Raw genomic sequence first — 20,534 nt, forward strand, 5'->3', positions numbered from 1 at the left:
CTCACGTGTACCCGTCGCGCAGCCATGCACGACGAACGCGCGCCAGGGGCGTACCCAGACGCGCGTACCTACAAGCGTATCCCCCACCCTCCGGTGAAGCGAAGCACATACCGGACACACCGCGTCGCGCTCTAATCTGGAGCCCATGGAGAGCGCGCCCCGGACCAAGCCGTTGCTGATGCGAGCCGGGATCGGCCTGTTCGCCGTCGGCATGCTGGCGGTGCTCGCCGTCTTCGTGCTGTTCGCGGCGGGCCTGGAGGACCTGCCGGTCTGGCTGAGCGCGGGCGCGGGGGTCATCACGCCGCTCGGCCTCGGACTCGGGCTGTGGGCCCTGGTCCGCGAGCACCGCAAGGCGGCTAAGCGCGCGGACTGAGTCCCGCCAGCCAGGCGGGGAACTCCGCCAGGCTGTCGAACACCACTTCCGCCCCGGCTTCGAGCAGTTCGGCGCGGCTGCAGGGCCCGGTGGTCACCCCGACCGGCACGGCACCGGCGGCCAGCGCGCCGTTGATGTCCCCGAGGTGGTCGCCGACGTAGACCTCGGCGCCGTGCTCGGTGAGCGCGGCGGCCTTCCCGGTCGACCACAGCTCGCCGACGAGCACGTCCACCTCGAAGCCGAGCGCCTTGATGTGCCGCGCGGCGTTGGGCGCGAACTTGCCGGTGACCACCACCGTGCGCCCGCCAGCGCGGTGCACCGCGTCCAGCGCCGCGTGGGCGCCGGGCAGCGCCACCGTGCTGGGGACGACGAGCTCGGGGTAGATCTCGCGGAAGCGGTCGACCAGTTCGGGGATGCGCTCCTCGGGCGCCTCGAACCCGCGGAGCACGGCGTCCAGCGGCGGGCCGAGGTTGGCGGCGAAGTGCTCGCCGTCCAGCGGCAGGCCGGACTCCTCGGCGAGCGCGTCGAGCGCCGCGACCATGCCGGGCCGCGGGTCGATCAAGGTCATGTCGAGGTCGAACCCCACGGTGATCCCCACGCCTGCACGGTAGCCGATTTGACAGCGCTTCGGATGAAGTCAACGGCCTTGACATATGCGGGCGCTGTGTCAAGCTGAAGGTGTGTCCGAGGTCACGTCCTTCACCCAGCGAGCCAAGGCCTCCCTGCGCGAAGAACTGCTCGTCGCGACCACGACGTTGCTGGTCGAGAAGGGCTACGCGGCGCTGCGGATGGTCGACGTGGCCACGCGGGTCGGGGTGAGCAGGCAGACGGTCTACAACGAGTTCGGCACCAAGGCCGCGCTGGTGGAGGCGGTCGCGCTGCGCACCACCGCGGAACTGCTCGACGGCATCCACCAGCGGTTCGACGCGGAGCCGGACCTGCTCGGCGGCGTGCGCGCGGCCACCGTGTTCACCATCGAGCACGCGCGGGAGAACCCGCTGGTCGCCGCCGCGCTCGGCGCCGGCCCGGCGGAGGACCTGCTGCCGCTGCTGACCACGCGGGCGGAACCCGTGCTCCGCGCCGCGGCCGACGCGGCCGCCGAGCACTACCGCTCGCGCGCACCGTGGCTCGACGACGAGCAGGTCGACCTGCTCGCGGAAACCGTGGTCCGGCTCAACCTGAGCCACCTCGTGCTGCCGACGCACTCCCCCGCCGAGGCGGCGGACCAGGTGTGCGCGGTGATCGCCCCGGCGATCGAGAAGTACTCCTCGTCCACAGCGCTCACACCGGAGTGAGAGGTTTTCTATGACCACCACGGAACTGCGCAGCGGCTTCAGCTCCCTGCGGCGGGGCGGCCTCAACTGGGACTCGTTCCCGCTGCGCCTGTTCGTCAAGGGCAACGCCAAGTTCTGGAACCCCGCGGACATCGACTTCAGCCAGGACGCCGCCGACTGGCGCACCCTCTCCGACGACGAACGCCGCTCGGCGACGTACCTGTGCGCCCAGTTCATCGCCGGTGAGGAGGCGGTGACCGAGGACATCCAGCCCTTCATGAAGGCGATGGCGGCCACCGGCCGCTTCGGCGACGAGATGTACCTGAGCCAGTTCTGCTTCGAGGAGGCCAAGCACACCGAGGTCTTCCGCCGGTGGATGGACGCCGTCGGCCTGACCGAGGACCTGCACCCGTACGTGGCGGAAAACCCGTACTACCGCAAGCTTTTCTACGAAGAGCTGCCGCAGTCGCTCGGCGTGCTGGCGTCGGACCCGAGCCCGGCCAACCAGGTGCGCGCGAGCGTCACCTACAACCACGTCGTCGAAGGCAGCCTCGCGCTGACCGGGTACTACGCCTGGCAGAAGGTGTGCACCTCGCGCAACATCCTGCCCGGCATGCAGGAGCTGGTCCGCCGAATCGGTGACGACGAGCGACGGCACATGGCCTGGGGCACCTTCACCTGCCGCCGCCACGTAGCCGCGGACGATTCGCTGTGGGAGGTCGTGCAACAACGGATGGGTGAACTGTTGCCGCTCGCGCTGGGCATGATCGAATGGGTGAACGACCAGTTCGAAGAACCGCGGCCGTTCGACAACGATCCGCAGGAATTCATCGCGTACGCCGCCGACCGCGCCCAACGACGGCTGGGCGCCATCGAATCCGCGCGGGGCACCCCGGTCGAACAGATCGACCTGGACTACACCCCGGAGATCCTGGAAGAAACCTTCGGGGAAGAAGACGCCAAAGCCTTCGCCGAAGCCCTCGCCTAACCCTCGCCCGCGCGACACAAATGTGGCTTTGGGGGCCGATTACGCCCCCAAAGCCACATTCGTGACACTCGCCGGGCCCCTTCATGCCGTGAATGTGGCTTTCACGGCACATTCCGCCGTGAAAGCCACATTCACGGCACCAACCTCACGACCGCCGCCCGGCCACAACACGGGAGCACCTGAGCCACCCACCCTCCCCCATCCCCGGTCCAAAGCCCAAAACACGGCGAAGACCTCCTTGTCAAGGCATCTTTCCCGCCTTGACAGGGAGGCCTTCGCCGTAGTCACACTAAACACCGGGGTGGCCCCCGAACATCACAGCCCTAGCAAAGAAACCGATTCCTCCCGCATCTGCACCTTCCGCACCTTCCCGGTAACCGTCATCGGGAACTCATCCACCACGTGCACATACCGAGGCACTTTGTAATGCGCCAACTTCCCCGTACAAAACTCCCGGAGCGCCTCAACCGTCAACACCGGCGCCCCCTCCCGCAACCGAACCCAAGCCATCAATTCTTCCCCGTACTTCGCATCCGGCACCCCAATCACCTGGGCGTCCAAGATATCCGGATGCGTGTACAGGAATTCTTCGATCTCCCGCGGATAGACGTTCTCCCCGCCCCGGATCACCATGTCCTTGATGCGGCCGGTGATGCTCAAATAGCCCTCGTCGTCCATGATGGCCAGGTCGCCGGTGTGCATCCACCGCGCCGCGTCGATCACCTCGGCTGTTTTGTCCGGCTGGTCCCAGTAACCGAGCATCACCGAGTACCCGCGCGTGCACAGTTCGCCCGGCTCCCCCCTCGGCACCGTCAGCCCGGTCTCCGGGTCGACCACCTTCACCTCCAGGTGCGGCCCCACGCGACCGACCGTCGACACCCGCCGCTCCACCGAGTCGTCCGCGCGCGTCTGGGTCGACACCGGTGAGGTCTCGGTCATTCCGTAGCAGATCGAAACCTCGGCCATGCCCATCCGCTCGATCACCTGCTTCATCACCTCGACCGGGCAAGGCGAACCAGCCATGATCCCGGTGCGCAGGCTGCTCAAGTCATACGAATCGAAGTCCGGTTCGGACAGTTCCGCGATGAACATTGTCGGCACCCCGTAGAGCGAGGTGCACCGCTCGGCCTGCACCGCGGCCAGCGCCGCCGCGGGCTCGAAGGCCTGCGACGGGATCACCATGCACGCGCCGTGCGTCGTCGCCGCGAGGTTGCCCATCACCATGCCGAAGCAGTGGTAGAACGGCACCGGGATGCAGATCCGGTCGACCTCCGTGTACCCGCACAGCTCGCCGACGAAGAAGCCGTTGTTCAGGATGTTGTGGTGCGACAGGGTCGCGCCCTTCGGGAACCCGGTCGTGCCCGAGGTGTACTGGATGTTGATCGAATCGTCCGCACCCAGCGTCGCCGCGATCTCCTCCAGCCGGCCGACGTCAAGATCGTTGTCCAGCAACGAATCCCACGCCTCACTGCCGAGCAGCACCACCTGCTCCAGCGCCGCGCACTCCGGCCGGACCTCCTCGATCATCGCCGCGTAGTCCGAGGTCTTGAACGACTCGGCCGCCACCAGCAACCGCACCCCGGCCTGGTTGAGCACGAACTTCAGCTCGTGCGAGCGGTACGCCGGATTGATGTTGACCAGGATCGCGCCGATCTTCGCCGTCGCGTACTGGAGCAGCGTCCACTCGGCCCGGTTCGGCGACCAGATGCCGACCCGGTCCCCCTTGACGATGCCGCGCGCGACCAGCCCGAGTGCGAGCGCGTCGACGTCCGCGGCCAGCTCGGTGTAGGTCCACCGGCGGCCGGTGAGCCGTTCGACCAGCGCGTCGCGGTCGCCGAATCTCTCCACCGTGCGGGCCAGGTTGCCGCCGATCGTGTCACCGAGCAGGGGCACGTCGGAGGTCCCGGAGGAGTAACTCGGAACAGCGGGCATGGTTCCTCCAGCAGGTCGGCGTTGACGCGCCTCCCATCGTAGATTCGACGGCATGCGCATGTACCTCGTGGACTCGTTCACCGACCGCGCCTTCGCCGGCAACCCGGCGGGCGTGGTGCTCCTGGACTCCCCCGCCGACGAAACCTGGATGCAGTCCGTGGCCGCGGAGCTGAAGCACTCCGAGACCGCCTTCGTGGTCACGACAGCCGAAGGCGCGAAGCCGCTGCGCTGGTTCACGCCGGTCGCCGAGGTCGCCCTGTGCGGGCACGCCACGCTCGCCACCGCGCACGTGCTCGGCGGCGACCAGATTTTCCGCACCAAGAGCGGCGACCTGCGCTGCACCGCGGCGGACGGCTGGGTGCGGATGGACTTCCCGGCCGACCCGTCCGAGCCGGTGGACGTCGCACCGGGGGACGCGCTGCCGGGGGTGACCGTCGAGCACGTCGCCAAGGGCCGGTTCGACCTGCTGGTGGTCGCCGAAAGCGCCGCTCAGGTCCGTGAACTGGTGCCGGACCTCGCGGCGATCAGGGCGATGGACGTGCGCGGGCTGACCGTCACCGCGCCCGGCGACCGGGACGGGATCGACTTCGTCAGCCGGTTCTTCGCCCCGGCGAAGGGGGTCGACGAGGATCCGGTGACCGGCTCGGCGCACTGCACGCTGGCGCCGTACTGGGCCCAGCGCCTCGGCCGGAAGAAGCTGGTCGGCGAGCAGGCATCGCCGCGCGGCGGCATCGTGCGGGTGGCGCTGGACGGGGATCGCGTCACGCTCGCGGGCCAGGCCGTGACGGTGTTCTCCGGCGACCTCCACGCTTGACCCGGACTTCACGGGACAATGGGGGCATGAGGACGATCCTGAATGTCATCTGGCTGGTGCTCTGCGGCTTCTGGATGGCGGTGGGTTACGCGATCGCGGGGATCATCTGCCACATCCTGATCATCACCATCCCGTTCGGCCGGGCCGCGTTCCGGATGGCGAACTACGCGCTGTGGCCGTTCGGCCGGACCCTGGTCGACCGGCGGGGCGCCGGGGCGGCCTCGGTCGTCGGCAACATCATCTGGATCGTCGTGGCCGGGTGGTGGCTGGCGATCGGGCACCTGCTCACCGGGCTGGCGCTGTGCATCACGATCATCGGGATCCCGCTGGGCGTGGCCAACTTCAAGCTCGTGCCGGTGTCGCTGGTACCGCTGGGCAAGGAAATCGTGCCGATGCCGTGAACGCTAGGAGTGGGGCATTACTTGCATCCATTGCTAGTAATGCCCCATTCATAGCATTGGCTGAGGCCCGTCAGAACGCGGCGACCGGGGTTTCGTCGTAGTAGCCCCGGAAGTCCGCGGCCGCGCGCGAACCGGCGAAGTTGGCCTCGACTTCGGCCTTCTCCTTGGCGTTCGGGTTCGGGTTGGTGCACGAGACCGGCGCGCTCGAACCGGACATCAGGTCCTGGCACAGCCCGGTCCGCCGGTCCGGCAGGCCGAAGATGTGGCCGATCTCGTGCGCGGCGATCCGGGTCACGTCGTAACCCTGGTTCACCGCCTGGCGGCCGAACCAGATCTTGCCCCGGCCGAGCGAGGTGGTCTGCGCCCGCGGCCACCCGTTGTCGGCCACGATGACCAGGGCGGCGGGCGACCCCTTCACCAGCCGCACGTTGCGCACGCTGTTGTTCCACACCGCGGCACCGGCGTCCACGGCGGCCTTGAACTCCGCCGCCCCGCTCGAGTCGTAGTACACCGTGCGCACGGCCACTTCGGCCGCCGACGCGGGCAGGCTCGTGGCCACCTGCGAAAGCACGAGCGGGAACAGCAGCGCGAGCGCCGCCAGTACGGATCTGAAGGCCTTCGGAGTCGACACTTTGGAAACTCCTCACTGGGGGTACGGGTTCTTCCGCTCCTCGAAGCGAACCGCCCCCGCCACAAACCCTCAAGAGTGAGGTTTTCACAGTTTTGCCCGGCAGCCGGTCGACCGGCTGCTCAGCGCGGCCGACCGGCCCACCACATCAGGTGGGTTCCCGACCAAAGTCGGCTAGAACGGGCGATCACCGGCGATGGCGACGCGTTCGGCGACCCTGGCGTGCGGGAAGTAGTCGTTCACCGCGTAGTGCTGGGTGGCGCGGTTGTCCCAGAACGCCACCGAGTTCGGCCGCCACCGGAAGCGCACCTGGAACTCCGGCACGTGCGCCTGCTGGAACAGCAACCGGAGCAGCCGATCGCTTTCCTCGCGCTCCAGTCCGACGATGTGCGTGGTGAACGCCTGGTTCACGAACAGCATCCGGCGCCCGGACTCGGGGTGCGTGCGCACCACCGGGTGCTCCACCGGCGGGAACTGCTCCTGGTGCGCGGCCAGGAAATCCAAGTCGGAGAAGCGCTCGAAGCCGGGGATGAAGTCGTGCACCGCGGTCAGCCCGTCGATCCGCGCGCGGACGTCCTCGGGCAGGTTGTCGTAGGCGGCGGCCATGTCGGCCCACATCGTGTCACCGCCGAACGGCGGCACTTCGATCAACCGCAGCACGGAACCGAGCGCGGGTTCCGGCCGGAACGTCACGTCGGTGTGCCAGATGTTCTCGAACCCGGGCATGGCCGAGCTGCGGGCGAACCGGGTCACCTGCTCGCTGTCGCCGGTCGGGATGAACGGGTTCGTCTCGAGTGGACCCCAGTTGCGCGCGAAATCCCGCTGCTGGGCGGAAGTGATGTCCTGGTCGCGGAAGAACAGCACCTTCCACTCCAGCAGCGCGCGGTTCAGCTCCGCGCGCAGGTCGGCGGTCAGCGGCGCACCGAGGTCGACGCCGTCGATCTCGGCCCCGATCACCGGGCCGAGCGGGGTGAGCGAAAACAGGGAGTAGGGCCGGGATTCGCCGCGGTTCAGCACCCGCGGGCCTTCCAGGATGCCATCGGCGGGAACGCGGGCCGGGCGCAGGGCAGCACGAATCGGCAGGTCTACGGACAACGCATTTCCTCACTGTGCGAAGGGATCGGTGCTAGCGCGGGAAGAACGCGCTACTTCGGCGGGGAGCCGTAGCGACCACGACGCACGAGCAGCGCGCAGACGCCGCAACCGACCAGGCGGTGAGGAGACCGCCTCGTCCGCGGGACAACACAACGGTGACCCTGGGTTTCGGACATGGGAGGACTATGGACCTGCGTCCGGACGATGGTCAAGATCTCCCATCCGCTGGGAGTTCTACTCCTCCGGATCCCAAGGCAGGGGAACGATCAAGCACGGCCCGCCGACGAACAGGCCGCCGTCGACGCCGAGCACCTTGCCGCCCGCGTAGAGGTACGGCGCTTCGATCTGCGCCGGGTGGATGCCGAGCTGGTCGGCGATCACGCTGTGCCCGTGCACGATCCGCTCGCCGCCGAGCCGCTCGAGGAGCAGCTGCGCGATCTCCGGCCCGTTCGGCCCGCGGAAGGCGTAGCGCGTGGTCATCCGGCGCCACACCTCCCACCACTCGGAGATGTCGTCGCCGGCGAGCACCTCGCCGACGTTCTCGTTGATCTCCGCCACGTCGGCGCCCCATTCGAGGTACTCGAGCGTGTCGGAGTGCATCAGCAGGTAGTTCTCGGCGTGGGCCAGCAGCGGGCGCTCGACCAGCCACTCGATGTGGCGCTCGGTCAGCTTCTCCTGGTCGGACTGCTGCCCGCCGTTGATCTCCCAGCTGCGGCCGAAGCTGCGCGGGCCGAAGTCGGACGGGACCTCGGTGTCGCCGAAGCGGTGCCTGCCCAGCAGGAGGATCTCGTGGTTGCCGAGCAGGCTCTGCACCTCGCCACCAGCCTCGGCGGCCTGCTCCTGCAACCGCATGACCAGGTCGATGACCCCGACGCCGTCGGGCCCGCGGTCGACGAAGTCGCCGAGGAACCAGACGCGGTTCTTGCCGCCCGCCCAGTCGCCGCTGTCGTCGACGAGCTCCTTCGCGAGCAGTGCCCCGGCCAGCCCGTCCCGATGCCCGTGCACGTCACCCACCACATAGGTCGGCGGTCCCGCCGCACCGGCATCGTTCATCCCACGAAGATAAGGCCTGCTCACTCGAGAGGTTCGTCACCCCTGCGCGAAGGGATCCTTCGTCCGCCCGATCAGGTCGGCCACCGAGTCGAGCACGCGGGTGGGCCGGTACGGGTACAGCTCGGCGCTCTCCCTGGTGGAGATCCCGGTGAGCACCAGGATGGTCTCCAGCCCGGCCTCGATCCCGGCGTGCACGTCGGTGTCCATCCGGTCGCCGATCATCAGCGTGTGCTCCGAATGCGCGCCGATCGCCCGCAGCGCCGAGCGCATCATCAGCGGGTTCGGCTTGCCGACGAAGTACGGCTGGCGGCCGGTGGCCTTCTCGATCAGCGCGGCGACCGAGCCGGTGGCCGGCATCGAGCCCTCCAGGCTGGGGCCGGTGGCGTCCGGGTTGGTGGCGATGAACTTCGCCCCGGCCTCGATCATCCGGATGGCCCTGGTGATCGCGGTGAAGCTGTAGGTGCGGGTCTCGCCGAGCACCACGTAGTCGGGGTCGCGGTCGGTCAGCACGTAACCGGCCTCGTGCAGCGCGGTGGTCAGCCCGGCCTCGCCGATGACGAAGGCGGAGCCGTTCGGGCGCTGGCGGTGCAGGAACTCGGCGGTGGCCAGCGCGGAGGTCCAGATCGACTCCTCCGGCACGTCCAGGCCGGTCCGGGCGAGCCGCGCCCGCAGGTCGCGCGGGGTGTAGATGGAGTTGTTGGTCAGCACCAGGAAGCCGATGCCGTTGGCCTTCAGTTCGGCGAGGAACTCGTCGGCGCCGGGCACCAGGTGCTCCTCGCGGACCAGCACCCCGTCCATGTCGCTGAGATAGCTCCAGCGCGGTTCGTCGCTCATGGGCGCCACCTTATTAGCCGTCGGGGGTCTCGACGATCACCTGCGTGGCCTTCACCACCGCGACCGCGAGTGAGCCCGGTTTCAGCCCCATTTCGGTGACGGCCTCGCTGCTCATCAGCGACACCACCCGGTGCGGCCCGCACTGGATCTCCACCTGGGCCATCACCTTGTCCTGGACCACCTCGGTGACCAGCCCGACGAACCGGTTGCGCGCGGACCGGCCGACCCGCGACGGGTCCGGCGGCTCGTCCGCCTGCGCCTTGGCGAACGCGGCGAGCTCGGCGCCGTCGACCACCTTGCGCCCGCTGCTGTCGTCGAGTGCGGTCAACTGGCCAGCGCGGACCCAGCGGCGCACGGTGTCGTCGCTGACGCCGAGCAGGCGTGCGACCTCGGCCAACCGAAACTGCGGCATGTTCGCCACGCTAGCTCCGCAACTGCGGATGCGCCATCATCCTCGTTTCTCGCTCGACCACCGCTCGGCGGATTCGCACTACGCTGGACAGGGTGACGGCGGTGAATCTAGGCATCCCCCGGGTGACCGGGAAGCGGCAGGAATCCGCCGAGCCCCGGCCCGACCACCCCGGCCTGCTCGACACCTTCGGCCGGGTGGCGACCGACCTGCGGGTGTCCCTGACCGACAAGTGCAACCTGCGCTGCACCTACTGCATGCCCGCCGAGGGCCTGGACTGGCTGCCCGGCGACCAGGTGCTCAGCGACGACGAGCTGCTGCGGCTGCTGCGGATCGCGGTCGAACTGCTCGGGGTGACCGACATCCGGCTCACCGGCGGTGAGCCGATGCTGCGCCAGGGGCTCGAGCGGATCATCGCGGAGGTGTCGGCGCTGCGGCCGAAACCCCGGCTGTCGATGACCACGAACGGCATCGGCCTGGCGAAACGGGCCGAGGGCCTGGTCGCCGCCGGGCTGGACCGGATCAACGTCTCGCTGGACACCATCGACCGCGACACCTTCGCCCGCCTGACCCGCCGCGACCGGCTGCGCCACGTGCTGGAGGGCCTGGCCGCCGCGCGCGACGCCGGCTTGTCGCCGGTGAAGGTCAACGCGGTGCTGATGCGCGGGGTCAACGACCACGAGGCCGTGCCGCTGCTGCGGTTCTGCCTGGACAACGGCTACCACCTGCGGTTCATCGAGCAGATGCCGCTGGACGCCCAGCACGGCTGGGACCGCGGCGGCATGATCACCGCCGAGGACATCCTCGGCCTGCTCGGCACCGAGTTCACCCTGACCCCGAGCGAGGCGCCGCGCGGTGGCGCGCCCGCCGAACGCTGGCTGGTCGACGGCGGTCCCGGTGACGTCGGCGTGATCGCCTCGGTGACCCGGCCGTTCTGCTCGGCCTGCGAGCGCACCCGGCTGACCGCGGACGGCTCCATCCGCTCCTGCCTGTTCAGCAACGAAGAGACCGACCTGCGTGTCCTCTTGCGGGCGGGCGCGCGCGATGAGGAAATAGCGGGCGCCTGGCGGACCGCCATGTGGGGCAAGCTGGCCGGGCACGAGATCAACGAGGCCGGGTTCGCGCAGCCGATCCGGCCGATGAGCGCGATCGGCGGTTGATGCGGGTGACCACGGTCCAGGTGCGGTTCTTCGCCTCCGCGCGGGCCGCGACCGGGGTGGACAGCGAGGTGCTCACGCTGCCCTCCGGCTCGTCGGTGGCCGAGGCGGTCGAGCAGTTGCGGCAGCGGCACCCCGAGCGGCTGCCGAAAGTGCTCGAGGTGGCCAGCTTCCTGCTGGACGGCGTCGCGGTGCGCGACACCTCCTACCGCCTGCCCGACGGCGCCGAACTCGACGTCCTGCCGCCTTTCGCCGGCGGTTAACCCCGGTGTCACCCACCGGACGCCACGCTCGCCGAGGCTGACGCGCATGCGCCGCCTCCTCGTGCTCCTGCTGACCGCGTTCGCCGTGGCCGGGCTCGCCACGCCCGCGTCGGCCGCTGCCTGGGTGCGGCCGCTCGCGCAGGCGCACGCGCACAACGACTATGAGCACGCGCGGCCGCTGCACGACGCGCTGGACCAGGGGTTCACCAGCGTCGAGGCGGACATCTACCTGGTCGGCGGGCAGTTGCTGGTGGCGCACGACCCGGAGGACGTGACCCCGGAGCGCACGCTGGAGGCGCTGTACCTGGAGCCGCTGCGTGAGCGGGTGCTGCGCAACTTCGGGCACGTCTACCCGCGGCGGACGCCGTTCCAGCTGCTGGTGGACCTCAAGAGCGGCGCGGAGGACACCTACGCGGCCCTCTCGCGGGTCCTGGCGTCCCCGCGCTACTCCTTCCTCTTCACCACCTACCGGGACGGCTGGGTCCGTGAGAAGGCCGTCGAGGTCGTGTTGTCCGGTAACCGGCCGCGTGCGGTCCTCTCGGCGGAGAGGCACCGTCTGGCCTTCTACGACGGCCGTATCGCCGCCACGGACGATCTGGGGCCCGGTTCCGACGCCCGCCTGACGCCGTTGGTCTCGGAGAACTGGACCAAGCTGTTCAGCTGGACCGGCGCGGGCGAGTTCCCTCCCGCCGAGCGCGCCCGGCTGCGGAACGTGGTGTCCGTCGCGCACGCTGCCGGGCAACGGGTACGGTTCTGGGCCACACCCGATGCCGCCGGTCCGGCGCGGGAAGCCGTGTGGACCGAACTCGTGGCCGCGGGTGTGGACCACATCAACACCGATGACCTGTCCGGCCTGGCGGCATTCCTCCGCGATTCCGGCCGGTAAACCACACAGTTCGGTTATCTCCACCAACGGCCTAGACGAGGGTTTTCACGTGACCCAAGCCTCACGATCAGTGAATGATCTCGGGAAGGAAACGGCCCGGTAACGGCCAGCTGAGCTGCGAAAACGCGCGAATCGTCGAAGGTTGCGCCCCGTTACAGTGACGTAGCTCACACCCCGATTAATTTCCGATCACGGCGAAGGTTACGTACCGTCGCTTTTCGGTTGGCCCCGACCGACCAGAGCAACACCGGGATTCCGAAGCGCCGAACCCTGTCCGGCGGAATCCCGGCCCATACCCCGAGCGAAAGAAAACTTTCCGGACAGGGACGACGAGAACACCCCGAGTTCAGCAGGCGCGGGAAGTGAGTAGTAATCCCATGGCTTACCGAGGCAAGCACCGCAAGATGTCCGCCGCCACCAAGCACATCGCCCGCGTCGCGATCGCCGGCATGGCTGTCGGCGCCCCGCTCGCCATCGCTGCGACCCCCGCGCAGGCCGAAGGCGGCACCAACTGGGACGCCATCGCCCAGTGCGAGAGCGGCGGCAACTGGTCCATCAACACCGGCAACGGGTACTACGGCGGGCTCCAGTTCTCGCCGAGCACCTGGAAGGCCTACGGCGGCAAGGGCAGCGCCCACAACGCCTCCCGCGAGGAGCAGATCGCCGTGGCCGAGCGCGTCAAGGCTGGTCAGGGCATCAACGCCTGGCCGACCTGCGGCAAGAAGGGCGGCTCGTCGGCCAGCTACAAGGGCACCAACACCGGTGGCTCGGCCAAGAAGAGCGCCCCCGCGAAGAAGGCCGCGCCGAAGTCCGCTCCGGCCCCGGCCGCCGCCGCGCCGAAGTCGGCCCCGGTGACCACCGGCGTCGCGAAGTCCAACCCGGCCGGCGACTACACCGTGGTCGCGGGCGACACCCTGTCGAAGATCGCGCAGGCGCACGGTGTCGACGGCGGCTTCTCGAAGTTGCAGGAGCTGAACAAGGAGTTCATCCCGAACGCGGACTTCATCGTGGTCGGCCAGAAGATCGCCACCAAGTAAGCTCCGTGTGTGCGATCACGGCCCGATAACGCCGTGACGAGCGAAAAGGCCCCACCGCCGATCCCCTGGGCGGTGGGGCCTTTTCGCGCTCCACCACCACACACCGCAACCCCCCAATAACCCCCCGCCCATTCCACCCCATTCCCCAATCCCACGTTCGCGCCCCCGAACCCCACACTCACGCAGCCGAGATGCACGTTCGCGCACCCGAGTCGCACGCTCAAACACCCGAACTTCACACTCAGGAAGCCGAACCCCACGTTCGCGCAGCCGAACCCCACGTTCAGACACCCGAGTTCCACACTCGAGTAGCCGAGTTCTGCGCTCGGGCAGCCGAGTCCCACGCTCAGGCAGGCGAAATCAACGTCCAGGCAGGCGAGGGCGACATTCGGGCTGGCCGAGTCCGGCGCTCGGGCACGCGGGTGCCCACTCGAAGCCAGGGAGCCTCGGCGAACGGGAGGGGCAGGCGCCGCCGAGTGTGGGGTTCGGCCTCCCCAATGTGAGATTCGGCTGCCTGAACGTGGAGTTCGGCTGCTGGAGTGTGGGTCTCGGGTTCGCGACTCTCGGGCTGCCAGCGCGCCACACAGCCCGCACGAGCGCGGGGCTCGGGCGCTCGAACGTGACACTCGGCTACCGGAACGTGGAGTTCAGGCTCACGGGTGTGAGGTTCAGGCGCCCGAACGTTGAACTCGGGCGCCTGAACGTGGGGTTAGGGGGAGTTGACCCATTCGTCGGTGCCGTCGGTGAAGGTTTGGTGTTTCCACACCGGCAGCCGTGCCTTGACCTCGTCGACGAGGTCGGAGCAGGCGAGGAAGGCTTCTCGCCGGTGGTCGGCGGCGACGGCGCAGGCGAGGGCGACGTCCCCGATGGCCAGCGTGCCGATCCGGTGGCTCACGGCCACCGCCCGCACCCCGTCGAAGCGGGCGGCCAGTTCCGAGACCACCCGCGCCAGCACATCGCCGGCGCTCGGGTGGCCTTCGTACACCAGGCCCGTCACGCCCTTCCCGCCGTCGTGGTCCCGCACGACCCCCGAGAACGTCACCACGGCCCCCGCCGCGTCGTCCCCGACCAGAGCGGCGTGCTCCGACGCCGAGATCGGCTCATCCGTCACCGCGGCCAGCGCGATCCGGGCCCCGGAGACTCCGGCGGCGGCCGGCACGTGGTCGCCCCCGTGCAGCTGCTCCACAGCGTGGTCCAGCACGCCCTCCAGCACCCCGAGCCCGTCCTTGACCCCACCCCGTGACCCCGGCAGGTTCACCACGAGCGTCCGCCCGGCCACCCCCGCGAGACCTCGCGAGAGCACCGCCGTCGGCACCGCGGGCAGCCCGGCCGCCCGCACCGCGTCGGCCACGCCCGGCAGTTCGTAGTCCAGCAACGGCGCGGTCGCCTCCGGGGTGCGGTCGGTCGGCGTGATGCCGGTCCCGCCCGTGGTGATCACCACGTGCACGTCCTCGGCCAGGCACGCCCGCAGCGCGCGGGCCACCGGCTCGCCGTCCTCGACCACGATCGGGTCCGGCACCTCGTAGTCACGCTGGGTCAGCCAGTCGGCGATCACCGGGCCGGTCCGATCCGGGTACACCCCGGTGGCCGCCCGGTTCGACGCCACGATCACCCTCGCCGCACGCTTCACCGGCCACCTCCCGCCGAACCAGGACGTTCCCAGAGGCCGGTCTTCCCGCCCTCCTTGCGATCGAGCCGCACCTCGTCCAGCGACGCGGCCGGGTCCACCGCCTTGATCATGTCGTGCACGGTCAGGCCCGCCACCGCCACCGCGGTGAGCGCCTCCATCTCCACGCCGGTGCGGTCCTTGGTCCGCACGGTGGCCAGGATCCGGACCTCCGCCTCGCCGAGGGTGAACTCGACCTCCACCCCGGACAGCGCCAGCTGGTGGCACAGCGGGATGAGGTCGGGCGTGCGCTTGGCGCCCATGATCCCGGCGATCCGGGCGGTGGCCAGCGCGTCACCCTTGGGCAGGCCGTTCGACGACAGCAGGCCGACCACCTCCGCGGTGGTGCGGACCACGCCGCTCGCCCGCGCGATCCGGACCGTGGGGTCCTTGCCGGAGACGTCGACCATGCGAGCCGCGCCCGCCGCGTCGACGTGCGTAAGTTCGCTCACCCGCCGGAGACTACCCGCGTGGCGTTCTTCACCGCTTCGGCGACGGCGGGCGCCACCGCCGAGTCGAACACGCTGGGCACGATGAACGAGGCGTTGAGCCGCTCGCCGTCCACCACGTCGGCGATCGCGTCGGCCGCGGCCAGCAGCATCTCGTCGTCGATGTGCCGGGCGTGCGCGTCGAGCAGGCCGCGGAAGACGCCGGGGAAGGCGAGCACGTTGTTGATCTGGTTCGGGTAGTCGCTGCGGCCGGTGGCGACCACCGCGGCGTGCCGCTGCGCCTCCAGCGGGTCGATCTCCGGGTCCGGGTTGGCCAGCGCGAACACCACCGCGTCGTCCTTCATGGTGGCGACCTGCTCGGCGCCGAACAGGTTCGGCGCGGAGACCCCGATGAACACGTCCGCGCCGACCAGCGCGTCGTGCAGGGTGCCGGAGAGCCCCTCCTTGTTCGTGGCCGCGGCGATCTGGGTCAGGTTGTCGTCGAGGTTGCCGCGCTCCGCGTGCACGATGCCGTCGATGTCGGCGGCCACGATGTCGCCCGGGTTCTTGCGCAGCAGCAGGCGGATGATCGCCGAGCCGGCCGCGCCGACCCCGCTGACCACGATCTTGCAGTCCTCGATGCGCTTGCCGACCACCCGCAGCGCGTTGCGCAGCGCGGCGACCACCACGATCGCGGTGCCGTGCTGGTCGTCGTGGAAGACCGGGATGTCGAGCAGCTCGCGCAGCCGCGCCTCGATCTCGAAGCAGCGCGGCGCGGCGATGTCCTCCAGGTTGATGCCCGCGTAGACCGGCGCCAGCGCCTTGACGATGCTGATGATCTCCTCGGTGTCCTGGGTGTCCAGGCAGACCGGCCAGGCGTCCACGTCGGCGAACTTCTTGAACAGCGCCGCCTTGCCCTCCATCACCGGCAGCGCCGCGGCCGGGCCGATGTTGCCCAGGCCCAGCACGGCCGAGCCGTCGGTGACCACGGCGACGGTGTTGCGCTTGATGGTCAGGCGCCGCGCGTCCTCGGGGTTGGCCGCGATCGCCTGGCAGACGCGGGCCACGCCGGGGGTGTAGGCGCGGGAGAGGTCGTCACGGTTGCGGAGCGCGACCTTGGGCGTGACCTCGATCTTGCCGCCGAGGTGGATCAGGAAGGTGCGGTCGGAGAACTTGCGCACCCGGACGCCGGGCATCGCGTCGAGCGCCTCGGTGATGTCCTGGGCGTGGTTGGCCGACAGCACGTTCGCGCTGATGTCCACCACGATCGAGGTGGGGTGCGACTCGACCACGTCGAACGCGGTGAGCACGCCGCCGACGCGGCCGACCGCGCTGGTCAGGTCCCCCGCCGCGCTCGCCGAAGACGGCGCCTCGACTCGGACGGTGATCGAATAACCGGGACCGGGAACCGGCATGGGAGAACCCCCGCGATCTGTGCTGGAACAGTGGTGCACAAACCCTAGTCCGGTGATCGCCGACACTGGCGATCTGCCGGTTTACCGGCCGGTAACCGCTACTTGTTGATCTCGGTCTCCGGGTGCACGTAGGGCACCGAGTCCAGCGGGAAGGTGACGTCGCCGAACGGGGACAGCGCGCCCTGGCGGTCCGCGGCCAGCTCCGACACCGGGTGCTCCCCCTCGGCCACGTGCGGCCAGGTGGGGTCGATGCCGTTCTTCTTACCGGTCTTGGCCTTCGCCACGTCGTCCTCCATGGTTCGAACTCGCGGGTCCAGTGTGCCAGGTGACCCGGGCGCGGGTCCGAACAGGCGATATTCTGTGACGGATGCCCGGAACCTCATTGGCGGACTGGCTGCGCTCCAGACCGGACGGAACGCTCGCCGCGCTGTTGCAGACCCGGCGCGACCTGGCGACCCCGCCGCCGTCCAACAGCACGGTGCTGGCCACCCGCGCGGGCACGCCCGGCTCGATCGCCCGTGCCTGCGAGGACCTGGACACCTTCACCCTGGCCGTGCTCGACGCGCTGCTGCTGGCCGGTGCCGACACCGCCGCGGTCACCCGCGCCGAAGTGGACGGTCTGCTCGGGCTGCCGTCGAAGTCCGGACTGGACCGCCTGCGCGACCGCGCGCTCGCCTGGGGTGAGGACGACGCGGTCCGCGTGCCGCCGACGGCCAGGGAGGCGCTCGGCCCGTTCCCCGCCGGGCTCGGCACGCCGTCCAGGGCACTGGCCGGTGTGGACCTCGCGGCCGCGGTCGACGAGGTGACCGAGGCCGAACGCGCGCTGCTGCAGAAGCTCGCCGCCGGGCCGCCGATCGGCAACACCCGGGACGCCGGCGCGCTGGTGCCGCTCGACGCGGCGACCACCCCGGTGCAGAAGCTGCTCGCCCGCGGCCTGCTGCTGCGCCGCGACGACACCACCGTCGAACTCCCGCGCGAGGTCGGCGTCCTGCTGCGTGGCGGGCACGCGTTCAGCGCCGCGCAGCTGACCGAGCCGGAGCTGCCCACCCACCCGCACCAGAAGTCCACAGTGGATGAAGCGGCGGCCGGGGAGGCGATGGAGTTCATCCGGCACACCGAACGGCTGATCGCGCTGTGGTCGGAACAGCCGCCGCCGGTGCTCAAGTCGGGCGGGCTCGGCGTGCGCGAACTGCGCAAGCTCGGCAAGGAGCTCGACGCCGACGACCAGCGCGCGACGCTGGTCGCGGAGGTCGCCGTCGGCGCCGGGCTGGCCGGTGACGACCAGAGCGGCACCCCGGAATGGGTGCCGACCGTGCTCGCCGACAGCTGGCTCGCCTCCGAACCGGCGGCCCGCTGGGCGATGCTGGCGCAGGCGTGGCTGGACCTGCCGCGCTCCCCCGGTCTCGCCGGGCAGCGCGACGCGAAGGACAAGCCGCTGGCCCCGCTGTCGGAGGACCTGCGCCGCCCGCTCGCGCCAGCCGGCCGCCGCCGGGTGCTGGCCACGCTCGCCGACCTGCCCGCGGGCACCGGCGTGAAGAGCGTCGAGGAGCTGGTCACCGCGCTGGCCTGGCGGGCGCCGCGGCGGGGTGGCCGGTTCCGGGACGAGAACGTGCGCTGGACGATGTCCGAGGCGACCGCGCTCGGCCTGGTCGCGCTCGGCGCGCTCACCACGGCCGCCGGCGCACTGCTCGAGGACGATCGTCCACATGCGACACTCGCGATGGCGGACGCGCTCCCGGATCCGGTGAGCCAGGTGCTGGTGCAGGCGGATCTCACGGTGGTCGCGCCCGGCCCGCTCGAAGCCGACCTGGCCACGGAGATCACCGCGGTGGCCGACATCGAGTCCTCCGGGCACGCCACCGTCTACCGCGTCACCGAGACCTCCGTCCGGCGCGCGCTGGACACCGGGCGCACCGCGGCGGAGCTGCACGCGTTGTTCCGCGAGCGCTCGGCGACGCCGGTGCCGCAGTCGCTGACGTACATGATCGACGACGTGGCGCGGCGGCACGGCCGTCTGCGCGGCGGGGTGGCCGCGTCCTTCCTGCGCTGCGACGACGAGGTGCTGCTCGCCGAGGTGCTGAGCAACCCGGCGGCCGAGCAGTTGGACCTGCGCAAGATCGCGCCGACCGTGCTGATCAGCACCTACCCGCTGGCCGAGGTGCTCGACGGGCTGCGCGCGGCGGGATTCGCCCCGGCCGCCGAAGGTCCGGACGGGCGGGTGGTCGACCTCAACCGCGACCGGGGACGCCGGATCCCCGCCAGGGGGCGGAACGCGCGGCGCGTGCTCGCCGAGCCGACGGCACCGGGCGGCGACCAGATCGCGTCGATCGTGACGAACCTGCGGGCGGGCGACCGCGCCGCGGGCACCCGGCGTGGCACGGCCGTACGCGCCCCCGGTGGCGGCGGTGCCGACACGTCGATGACGCTCGCGCTGCTCGCCCAGGCCACGCGGGAACGGCGTGAGGTGTGGATCGGCTTCGTCGACGCCCACGGCACGGCGGCACAACGGGTGGTCACCCCGATCCGGGTGGGCGGCGGCATGCTGGAGAGCACGGACAACGAGCGATACCCCTTGCACCGCATCACTTCCGCCGCCCTCGTCGAAGACTGACGCGGGTCGCGAAAGTGGAACTCGGCCGCCCGAGTGCGTAGTTCGGTTGCCTGAACGTGTAGTTCGGGTGCCTGAACGTAGAACTCGGGTGCGCGAACGTGGGGTTCGGGTGCGCGAATGCTATGAGTGGGGCATTACTTGCGTTGAATGCAAGTAATGCCCCACTCATAGCATTGGTCAGAGGTCTCGTAGGCCTTGGAGGACGCGTTCCATGAATTCTCGGGCGGACGGGTCGCCCTGGATGAGGCTCGACTGGTGGATCAGTACCAGGCCCGCGTCTGCCAGGTCGCCGACGAAGACCTTCACCACGCCCAGTGGCAGGCGCAGGTAGGCGGCGATCTCCGCGATCGAATGCGTGTCGTAGCAGAGCTCGCAGATCAGCCGGTACTCCGTCGGCAGCGCGGCGTTCTGCGCGCGCCCCTGGTCCGTGGTGGAGATCAGCGCTTCCAGCGCCAGGTCGTGCGCGGAGTGCGTACGACCACCGGTCCGGGCGTACGGGCGCACCAGCGAACGCGAAGCGCGGCCCGCGGGCCAGACCGGGGCGGGTGGCCGGGCGGCCGGGCGGACCGGGGCCATGGCACGCATCGGCGCGGGTTCCGGGTCGGGTTCGTGCGAGGGCCACGAGGGGGCCTCGGGTTCGGGCGGCGGCGGCGGTGGTGAAACCGGGAGGGAGAACCGGCCCGTGGTGTATTTGGCGATGTCGAACCGGCTCGGCGAGTCCAGCGCCTCGCGTTCACTGCCGGCGTGCAGCGCGTCCCAGTCGGCGCTCACCGGCTGCGGATCCAGCCCGAAGTTCCCAGGGGTGCCCATGTTCAGCCGCGTACCCCGCCTTGCAGTTGCGCACGCAGCTCCGGGGTCAGCTGCTGGCCGACCCGGTCCACCAGCAGGGTCATCTCGTAGGCCACGGTGCCGATGTCACTGGTCGGCGCGGCCAGCACGGCCAGGCTCGAACCGTCCGAAATGGACATCAGGAACAGGTAGCCCCGCTCCATCTCCACCACCGTCTGGTTCACCACTCCCGCCTCGAAACACCTGGCCGCGCCCTGGGTCAGGCTGACCAGCCCGGACGACACCGCCGACAACTGCTCCGCCCGCGCCACCGGCAACCCGTCCGAACTGGCCAGCAACAGTCCGTCCGCGGACAGCACCACGGCATGGGCGGCACCCGGCACCCTGCGCACGAAGTCGGTGACGAGCCAGCTGAACCCACCTGGCGAGGTGGTAGCCATCACTGTCCCTCCCTTGCTCCGGCGACTACCCGGCGCGACGC

Annotated in this window: 23 protein-coding genes; 10 read left to right on the top strand and 13 right to left on the bottom strand. The window is 70.1% G+C overall.

Annotation, left to right across the window (positions count from 1 at the left end):
- The first annotated feature begins 145 nt into the window (after window positions 1-145).
- Entirely contained in the window at window positions 146-373 is a 228-nt protein-coding gene (locus JOM49_RS02830) for a hypothetical protein (RefSeq protein WP_209662793.1), read from the top strand.
- Here the strand turns inward: JOM49_RS02830 and JOM49_RS02835 are convergent.
- Complete coding sequence (locus JOM49_RS02835) at window positions 357-971, bottom strand: HAD family hydrolase (protein WP_209662795.1); 615 nt, start codon at window positions 969-971, stop codon at window positions 357-359. The two genes, JOM49_RS02830 and JOM49_RS02835, sit on opposite strands and share 17 nt — an antisense overlap.
- An 82-nt stretch (window positions 972-1,053) precedes the next feature.
- Between JOM49_RS02835 and JOM49_RS02840 the strand changes: the two genes are divergently transcribed.
- Window positions 1,054-1,668, top strand: coding sequence for a TetR/AcrR family transcriptional regulator (locus JOM49_RS02840; RefSeq protein ID WP_282770428.1), 615 nt, complete (start codon window positions 1,054-1,056; stop codon window positions 1,666-1,668).
- 10 nt (window positions 1,669-1,678) lie between these two features.
- Window positions 1,679-2,635 (top strand): R2-like ligand-binding oxidase, encoded by a 957-nt coding sequence (locus JOM49_RS02845; RefSeq protein ID WP_209662799.1) that lies wholly within the window; start codon window positions 1,679-1,681, stop codon window positions 2,633-2,635.
- A 315-nt stretch (window positions 2,636-2,950) separates the two neighbouring features.
- Here JOM49_RS02845 and JOM49_RS02850 read toward each other — a convergent pair whose 3' ends face one another.
- Window positions 2,951-4,567: an AMP-binding protein gene (locus JOM49_RS02850; protein ID WP_209662800.1), complete on the bottom strand. Its 1,617-nt coding sequence runs from the start codon at window positions 4,565-4,567 to the stop codon at window positions 2,951-2,953.
- A 52-nt stretch (window positions 4,568-4,619) separates the two neighbouring features.
- On the opposite strand from JOM49_RS02850, the gene JOM49_RS02855 reads away from it, so the two are divergent.
- Both JOM49_RS02855 and JOM49_RS02860 read left to right on the top strand, forming a co-directional pair.
- Window positions 4,620-5,381 carry a PhzF family phenazine biosynthesis protein gene (locus tag JOM49_RS02855; protein WP_209662802.1) on the top strand — a complete coding sequence of 254 codons (762 nt, stop codon included), beginning with the start codon at window positions 4,620-4,622 and terminating at the stop codon, window positions 5,379-5,381.
- A gap of 26 nt (window positions 5,382-5,407) precedes the next feature.
- Window positions 5,408-5,782 carry a YccF domain-containing protein gene (locus tag JOM49_RS02860; RefSeq protein WP_209662804.1) on the top strand — a complete coding sequence of 125 codons (375 nt, stop codon included), beginning with the start codon at window positions 5,408-5,410 and terminating at the stop codon, window positions 5,780-5,782.
- Between the two features lie 70 nt (window positions 5,783-5,852).
- On the opposite strand, the gene JOM49_RS02865 is transcribed toward JOM49_RS02860, so the two are convergent.
- From JOM49_RS02865 to JOM49_RS02885, 5 genes are all read right to left on the bottom strand, one after another.
- Window positions 5,853-6,413 carry a snapalysin family zinc-dependent metalloprotease gene (locus tag JOM49_RS02865; RefSeq protein WP_282770433.1) on the bottom strand — a complete coding sequence of 187 codons (561 nt, stop codon included), beginning with the start codon at window positions 6,411-6,413 and terminating at the stop codon, window positions 5,853-5,855.
- A gap of 171 nt (window positions 6,414-6,584) precedes the next feature.
- Window positions 6,585-7,505 (bottom strand): TauD/TfdA dioxygenase family protein, encoded by a 921-nt coding sequence (locus JOM49_RS02870; RefSeq protein WP_209662806.1) that lies wholly within the window; start codon window positions 7,503-7,505, stop codon window positions 6,585-6,587.
- 234 nt (window positions 7,506-7,739) lie between these two features.
- Window positions 7,740-8,558 (bottom strand): metallophosphoesterase family protein, encoded by an 819-nt coding sequence (locus JOM49_RS02875; protein ID WP_209662814.1) that lies wholly within the window; start codon window positions 8,556-8,558, stop codon window positions 7,740-7,742.
- A gap of 36 nt (window positions 8,559-8,594) precedes the next feature.
- On the bottom strand, window positions 8,595-9,392 hold the full coding sequence (locus tag JOM49_RS02880; protein ID WP_209662816.1) for an HAD-IIA family hydrolase: 798 nt from the start codon (window positions 9,390-9,392) through the stop codon (window positions 8,595-8,597).
- Between the two features lie 13 nt (window positions 9,393-9,405).
- A complete protein-coding gene (locus tag JOM49_RS02885; RefSeq protein ID WP_209662818.1) occupies window positions 9,406-9,804 on the bottom strand; it encodes a TOBE domain-containing protein in 399 nt (132 codons plus the stop codon).
- Between the two features lie 92 nt (window positions 9,805-9,896).
- Here JOM49_RS02885 and moaA point away from each other — a divergent pair, with 92 nt between their 5' ends.
- The 4 genes from moaA to JOM49_RS43620 all read left to right on the top strand — a co-directional run bounded on the left by moaA (window position 9,897) and on the right by JOM49_RS43620 (window position 13,144).
- Complete coding sequence (moaA, locus tag JOM49_RS02890; protein WP_209662819.1) at window positions 9,897-10,961, top strand: GTP 3',8-cyclase MoaA; 1,065 nt, start codon at window positions 9,897-9,899, stop codon at window positions 10,959-10,961.
- Window positions 10,961-11,221, top strand: coding sequence for a MoaD/ThiS family protein (locus JOM49_RS02895; protein ID WP_209662821.1), 261 nt, complete (start codon window positions 10,961-10,963; stop codon window positions 11,219-11,221). The genes moaA and JOM49_RS02895 overlap by 1 nt, the downstream gene beginning before the upstream one ends.
- Before the next feature lie 46 nt (window positions 11,222-11,267).
- Window positions 11,268-12,107: a phosphatidylinositol-specific phospholipase C/glycerophosphodiester phosphodiesterase family protein gene (locus tag JOM49_RS02900; protein ID WP_372443962.1), complete on the top strand. Its 840-nt coding sequence runs from the start codon at window positions 11,268-11,270 to the stop codon at window positions 12,105-12,107.
- A 377-nt stretch (window positions 12,108-12,484) separates the two neighbouring features.
- Window positions 12,485-13,144 (top strand): LysM peptidoglycan-binding domain-containing protein, encoded by a 660-nt coding sequence (locus tag JOM49_RS43620; RefSeq protein WP_209662822.1) that lies wholly within the window; start codon window positions 12,485-12,487, stop codon window positions 13,142-13,144.
- Window positions 13,145-13,853: 709 nt separating this feature from the next.
- On the opposite strand, the gene JOM49_RS43625 is transcribed toward JOM49_RS43620, so the two are convergent.
- The 4 genes from JOM49_RS43625 to JOM49_RS02925 form a co-directional block, all read right to left on the bottom strand.
- Complete coding sequence (locus JOM49_RS43625; protein ID WP_209662824.1) at window positions 13,854-14,774, bottom strand: molybdenum cofactor biosynthesis protein MoaE; 921 nt, start codon at window positions 14,772-14,774, stop codon at window positions 13,854-13,856.
- Complete coding sequence (moaC, locus tag JOM49_RS02915) at window positions 14,771-15,262, bottom strand: cyclic pyranopterin monophosphate synthase MoaC (RefSeq protein ID WP_209662826.1); 492 nt, start codon at window positions 15,260-15,262, stop codon at window positions 14,771-14,773. The genes JOM49_RS43625 and moaC overlap by 4 nt, the downstream gene beginning before the upstream one ends.
- Window positions 15,259-16,653, bottom strand: a complete 1,395-nt coding sequence (locus JOM49_RS02920) for an NAD-dependent malic enzyme (protein WP_209662827.1) — start codon at window positions 16,651-16,653, stop codon at window positions 15,259-15,261. The genes moaC and JOM49_RS02920 overlap by 4 nt, the downstream gene beginning before the upstream one ends.
- Before the next feature lie 98 nt (window positions 16,654-16,751).
- Window positions 16,752-16,949 carry a hypothetical protein gene (locus JOM49_RS02925; RefSeq protein ID WP_209662829.1) on the bottom strand — a complete coding sequence of 66 codons (198 nt, stop codon included), beginning with the start codon at window positions 16,947-16,949 and terminating at the stop codon, window positions 16,752-16,754.
- Window positions 16,950-17,020: 71 nt separating this feature from the next.
- Between JOM49_RS02925 and JOM49_RS02930 the strand changes: the two genes are divergently transcribed.
- The gene (locus tag JOM49_RS02930; protein WP_209662830.1) at window positions 17,021-19,264 is read left to right on the top strand and encodes a helicase-associated domain-containing protein; all 2,244 of its coding nucleotides are present in this window, start codon (window positions 17,021-17,023) and stop codon (window positions 19,262-19,264) included.
- A 177-nt stretch (window positions 19,265-19,441) separates the two neighbouring features.
- Here JOM49_RS02930 and JOM49_RS02935 read toward each other — a convergent pair whose 3' ends face one another.
- Both JOM49_RS02935 and JOM49_RS02940 read right to left on the bottom strand, forming a co-directional pair.
- On the bottom strand, window positions 19,442-20,074 hold the full coding sequence (locus tag JOM49_RS02935; protein WP_209662831.1) for a DUF742 domain-containing protein: 633 nt from the start codon (window positions 20,072-20,074) through the stop codon (window positions 19,442-19,444).
- 2 nt (window positions 20,075-20,076) lie between these two features.
- A complete protein-coding gene (locus JOM49_RS02940) occupies window positions 20,077-20,493 on the bottom strand; it encodes a roadblock/LC7 domain-containing protein (protein WP_209662832.1) in 417 nt (138 codons plus the stop codon).
- Between the last annotated feature and the right edge of the window lie 41 nt (window positions 20,494-20,534).

The sequence above is a fragment of the Amycolatopsis magusensis genome, from assembly GCF_017875555.1.
Classification (GTDB): Bacteria; Actinomycetota; Actinomycetes; order Mycobacteriales; family Pseudonocardiaceae; genus Amycolatopsis; species Amycolatopsis magusensis.

What these genes read in the sequence shown, in the direction of transcription:
- JOM49_RS02885 (WP_209662818.1), bottom strand. Translation starts at nt 9,804, where the DNA reads ATGCCGCAGTTTCGGTTGGCCGAGGTCGCACGCCTGCTCGGCGTCAGC.
- JOM49_RS02930 (WP_209662830.1), top strand. Translation starts at nt 17,021, where the DNA reads ATGCCCGGAACCTCATTGGCGGACTGGCTGCGCTCCAGACCGGACGGA.
- JOM49_RS02900 (WP_372443962.1), top strand. Translation starts at nt 11,268, where the DNA reads ATGCGCCGCCTCCTCGTGCTCCTGCTGACCGCGTTCGCCGTGGCCGGG.
- JOM49_RS02940 (WP_209662832.1), bottom strand. Translation starts at nt 20,493, where the DNA reads ATGGCTACCACCTCGCCAGGTGGGTTCAGCTGGCTCGTCACCGACTTC.
- JOM49_RS43620 (WP_209662822.1), top strand. Translation starts at nt 12,485, where the DNA reads ATGGCTTACCGAGGCAAGCACCGCAAGATGTCCGCCGCCACCAAGCAC.
- JOM49_RS02920 (WP_209662827.1), bottom strand. Translation starts at nt 16,653, where the DNA reads ATGCCGGTTCCCGGTCCCGGTTATTCGATCACCGTCCGAGTCGAGGCG.
- JOM49_RS02830 (WP_209662793.1), top strand. Translation starts at nt 146, where the DNA reads ATGGAGAGCGCGCCCCGGACCAAGCCGTTGCTGATGCGAGCCGGGATC.
- JOM49_RS02850 (WP_209662800.1), bottom strand. Translation starts at nt 4,567, where the DNA reads ATGCCCGCTGTTCCGAGTTACTCCTCCGGGACCTCCGACGTGCCCCTG.
- JOM49_RS02925 (WP_209662829.1), bottom strand. Translation starts at nt 16,949, where the DNA reads ATGGAGGACGACGTGGCGAAGGCCAAGACCGGTAAGAAGAACGGCATC.
- JOM49_RS02880 (WP_209662816.1), bottom strand. Translation starts at nt 9,392, where the DNA reads ATGAGCGACGAACCGCGCTGGAGCTATCTCAGCGACATGGACGGGGTG.
- JOM49_RS02855 (WP_209662802.1), top strand. Translation starts at nt 4,620, where the DNA reads ATGCGCATGTACCTCGTGGACTCGTTCACCGACCGCGCCTTCGCCGGC.
- JOM49_RS02845 (WP_209662799.1), top strand. Translation starts at nt 1,679, where the DNA reads ATGACCACCACGGAACTGCGCAGCGGCTTCAGCTCCCTGCGGCGGGGC.
- JOM49_RS02860 (WP_209662804.1), top strand. Translation starts at nt 5,408, where the DNA reads ATGAGGACGATCCTGAATGTCATCTGGCTGGTGCTCTGCGGCTTCTGG.
- JOM49_RS02935 (WP_209662831.1), bottom strand. Translation starts at nt 20,074, where the DNA reads ATGGGCACCCCTGGGAACTTCGGGCTGGATCCGCAGCCGGTGAGCGCC.
- JOM49_RS02875 (WP_209662814.1), bottom strand. Translation starts at nt 8,558, where the DNA reads ATGAACGATGCCGGTGCGGCGGGACCGCCGACCTATGTGGTGGGTGAC.
- JOM49_RS02895 (WP_209662821.1), top strand. Translation starts at nt 10,961, where the DNA reads ATGCGGGTGACCACGGTCCAGGTGCGGTTCTTCGCCTCCGCGCGGGCC.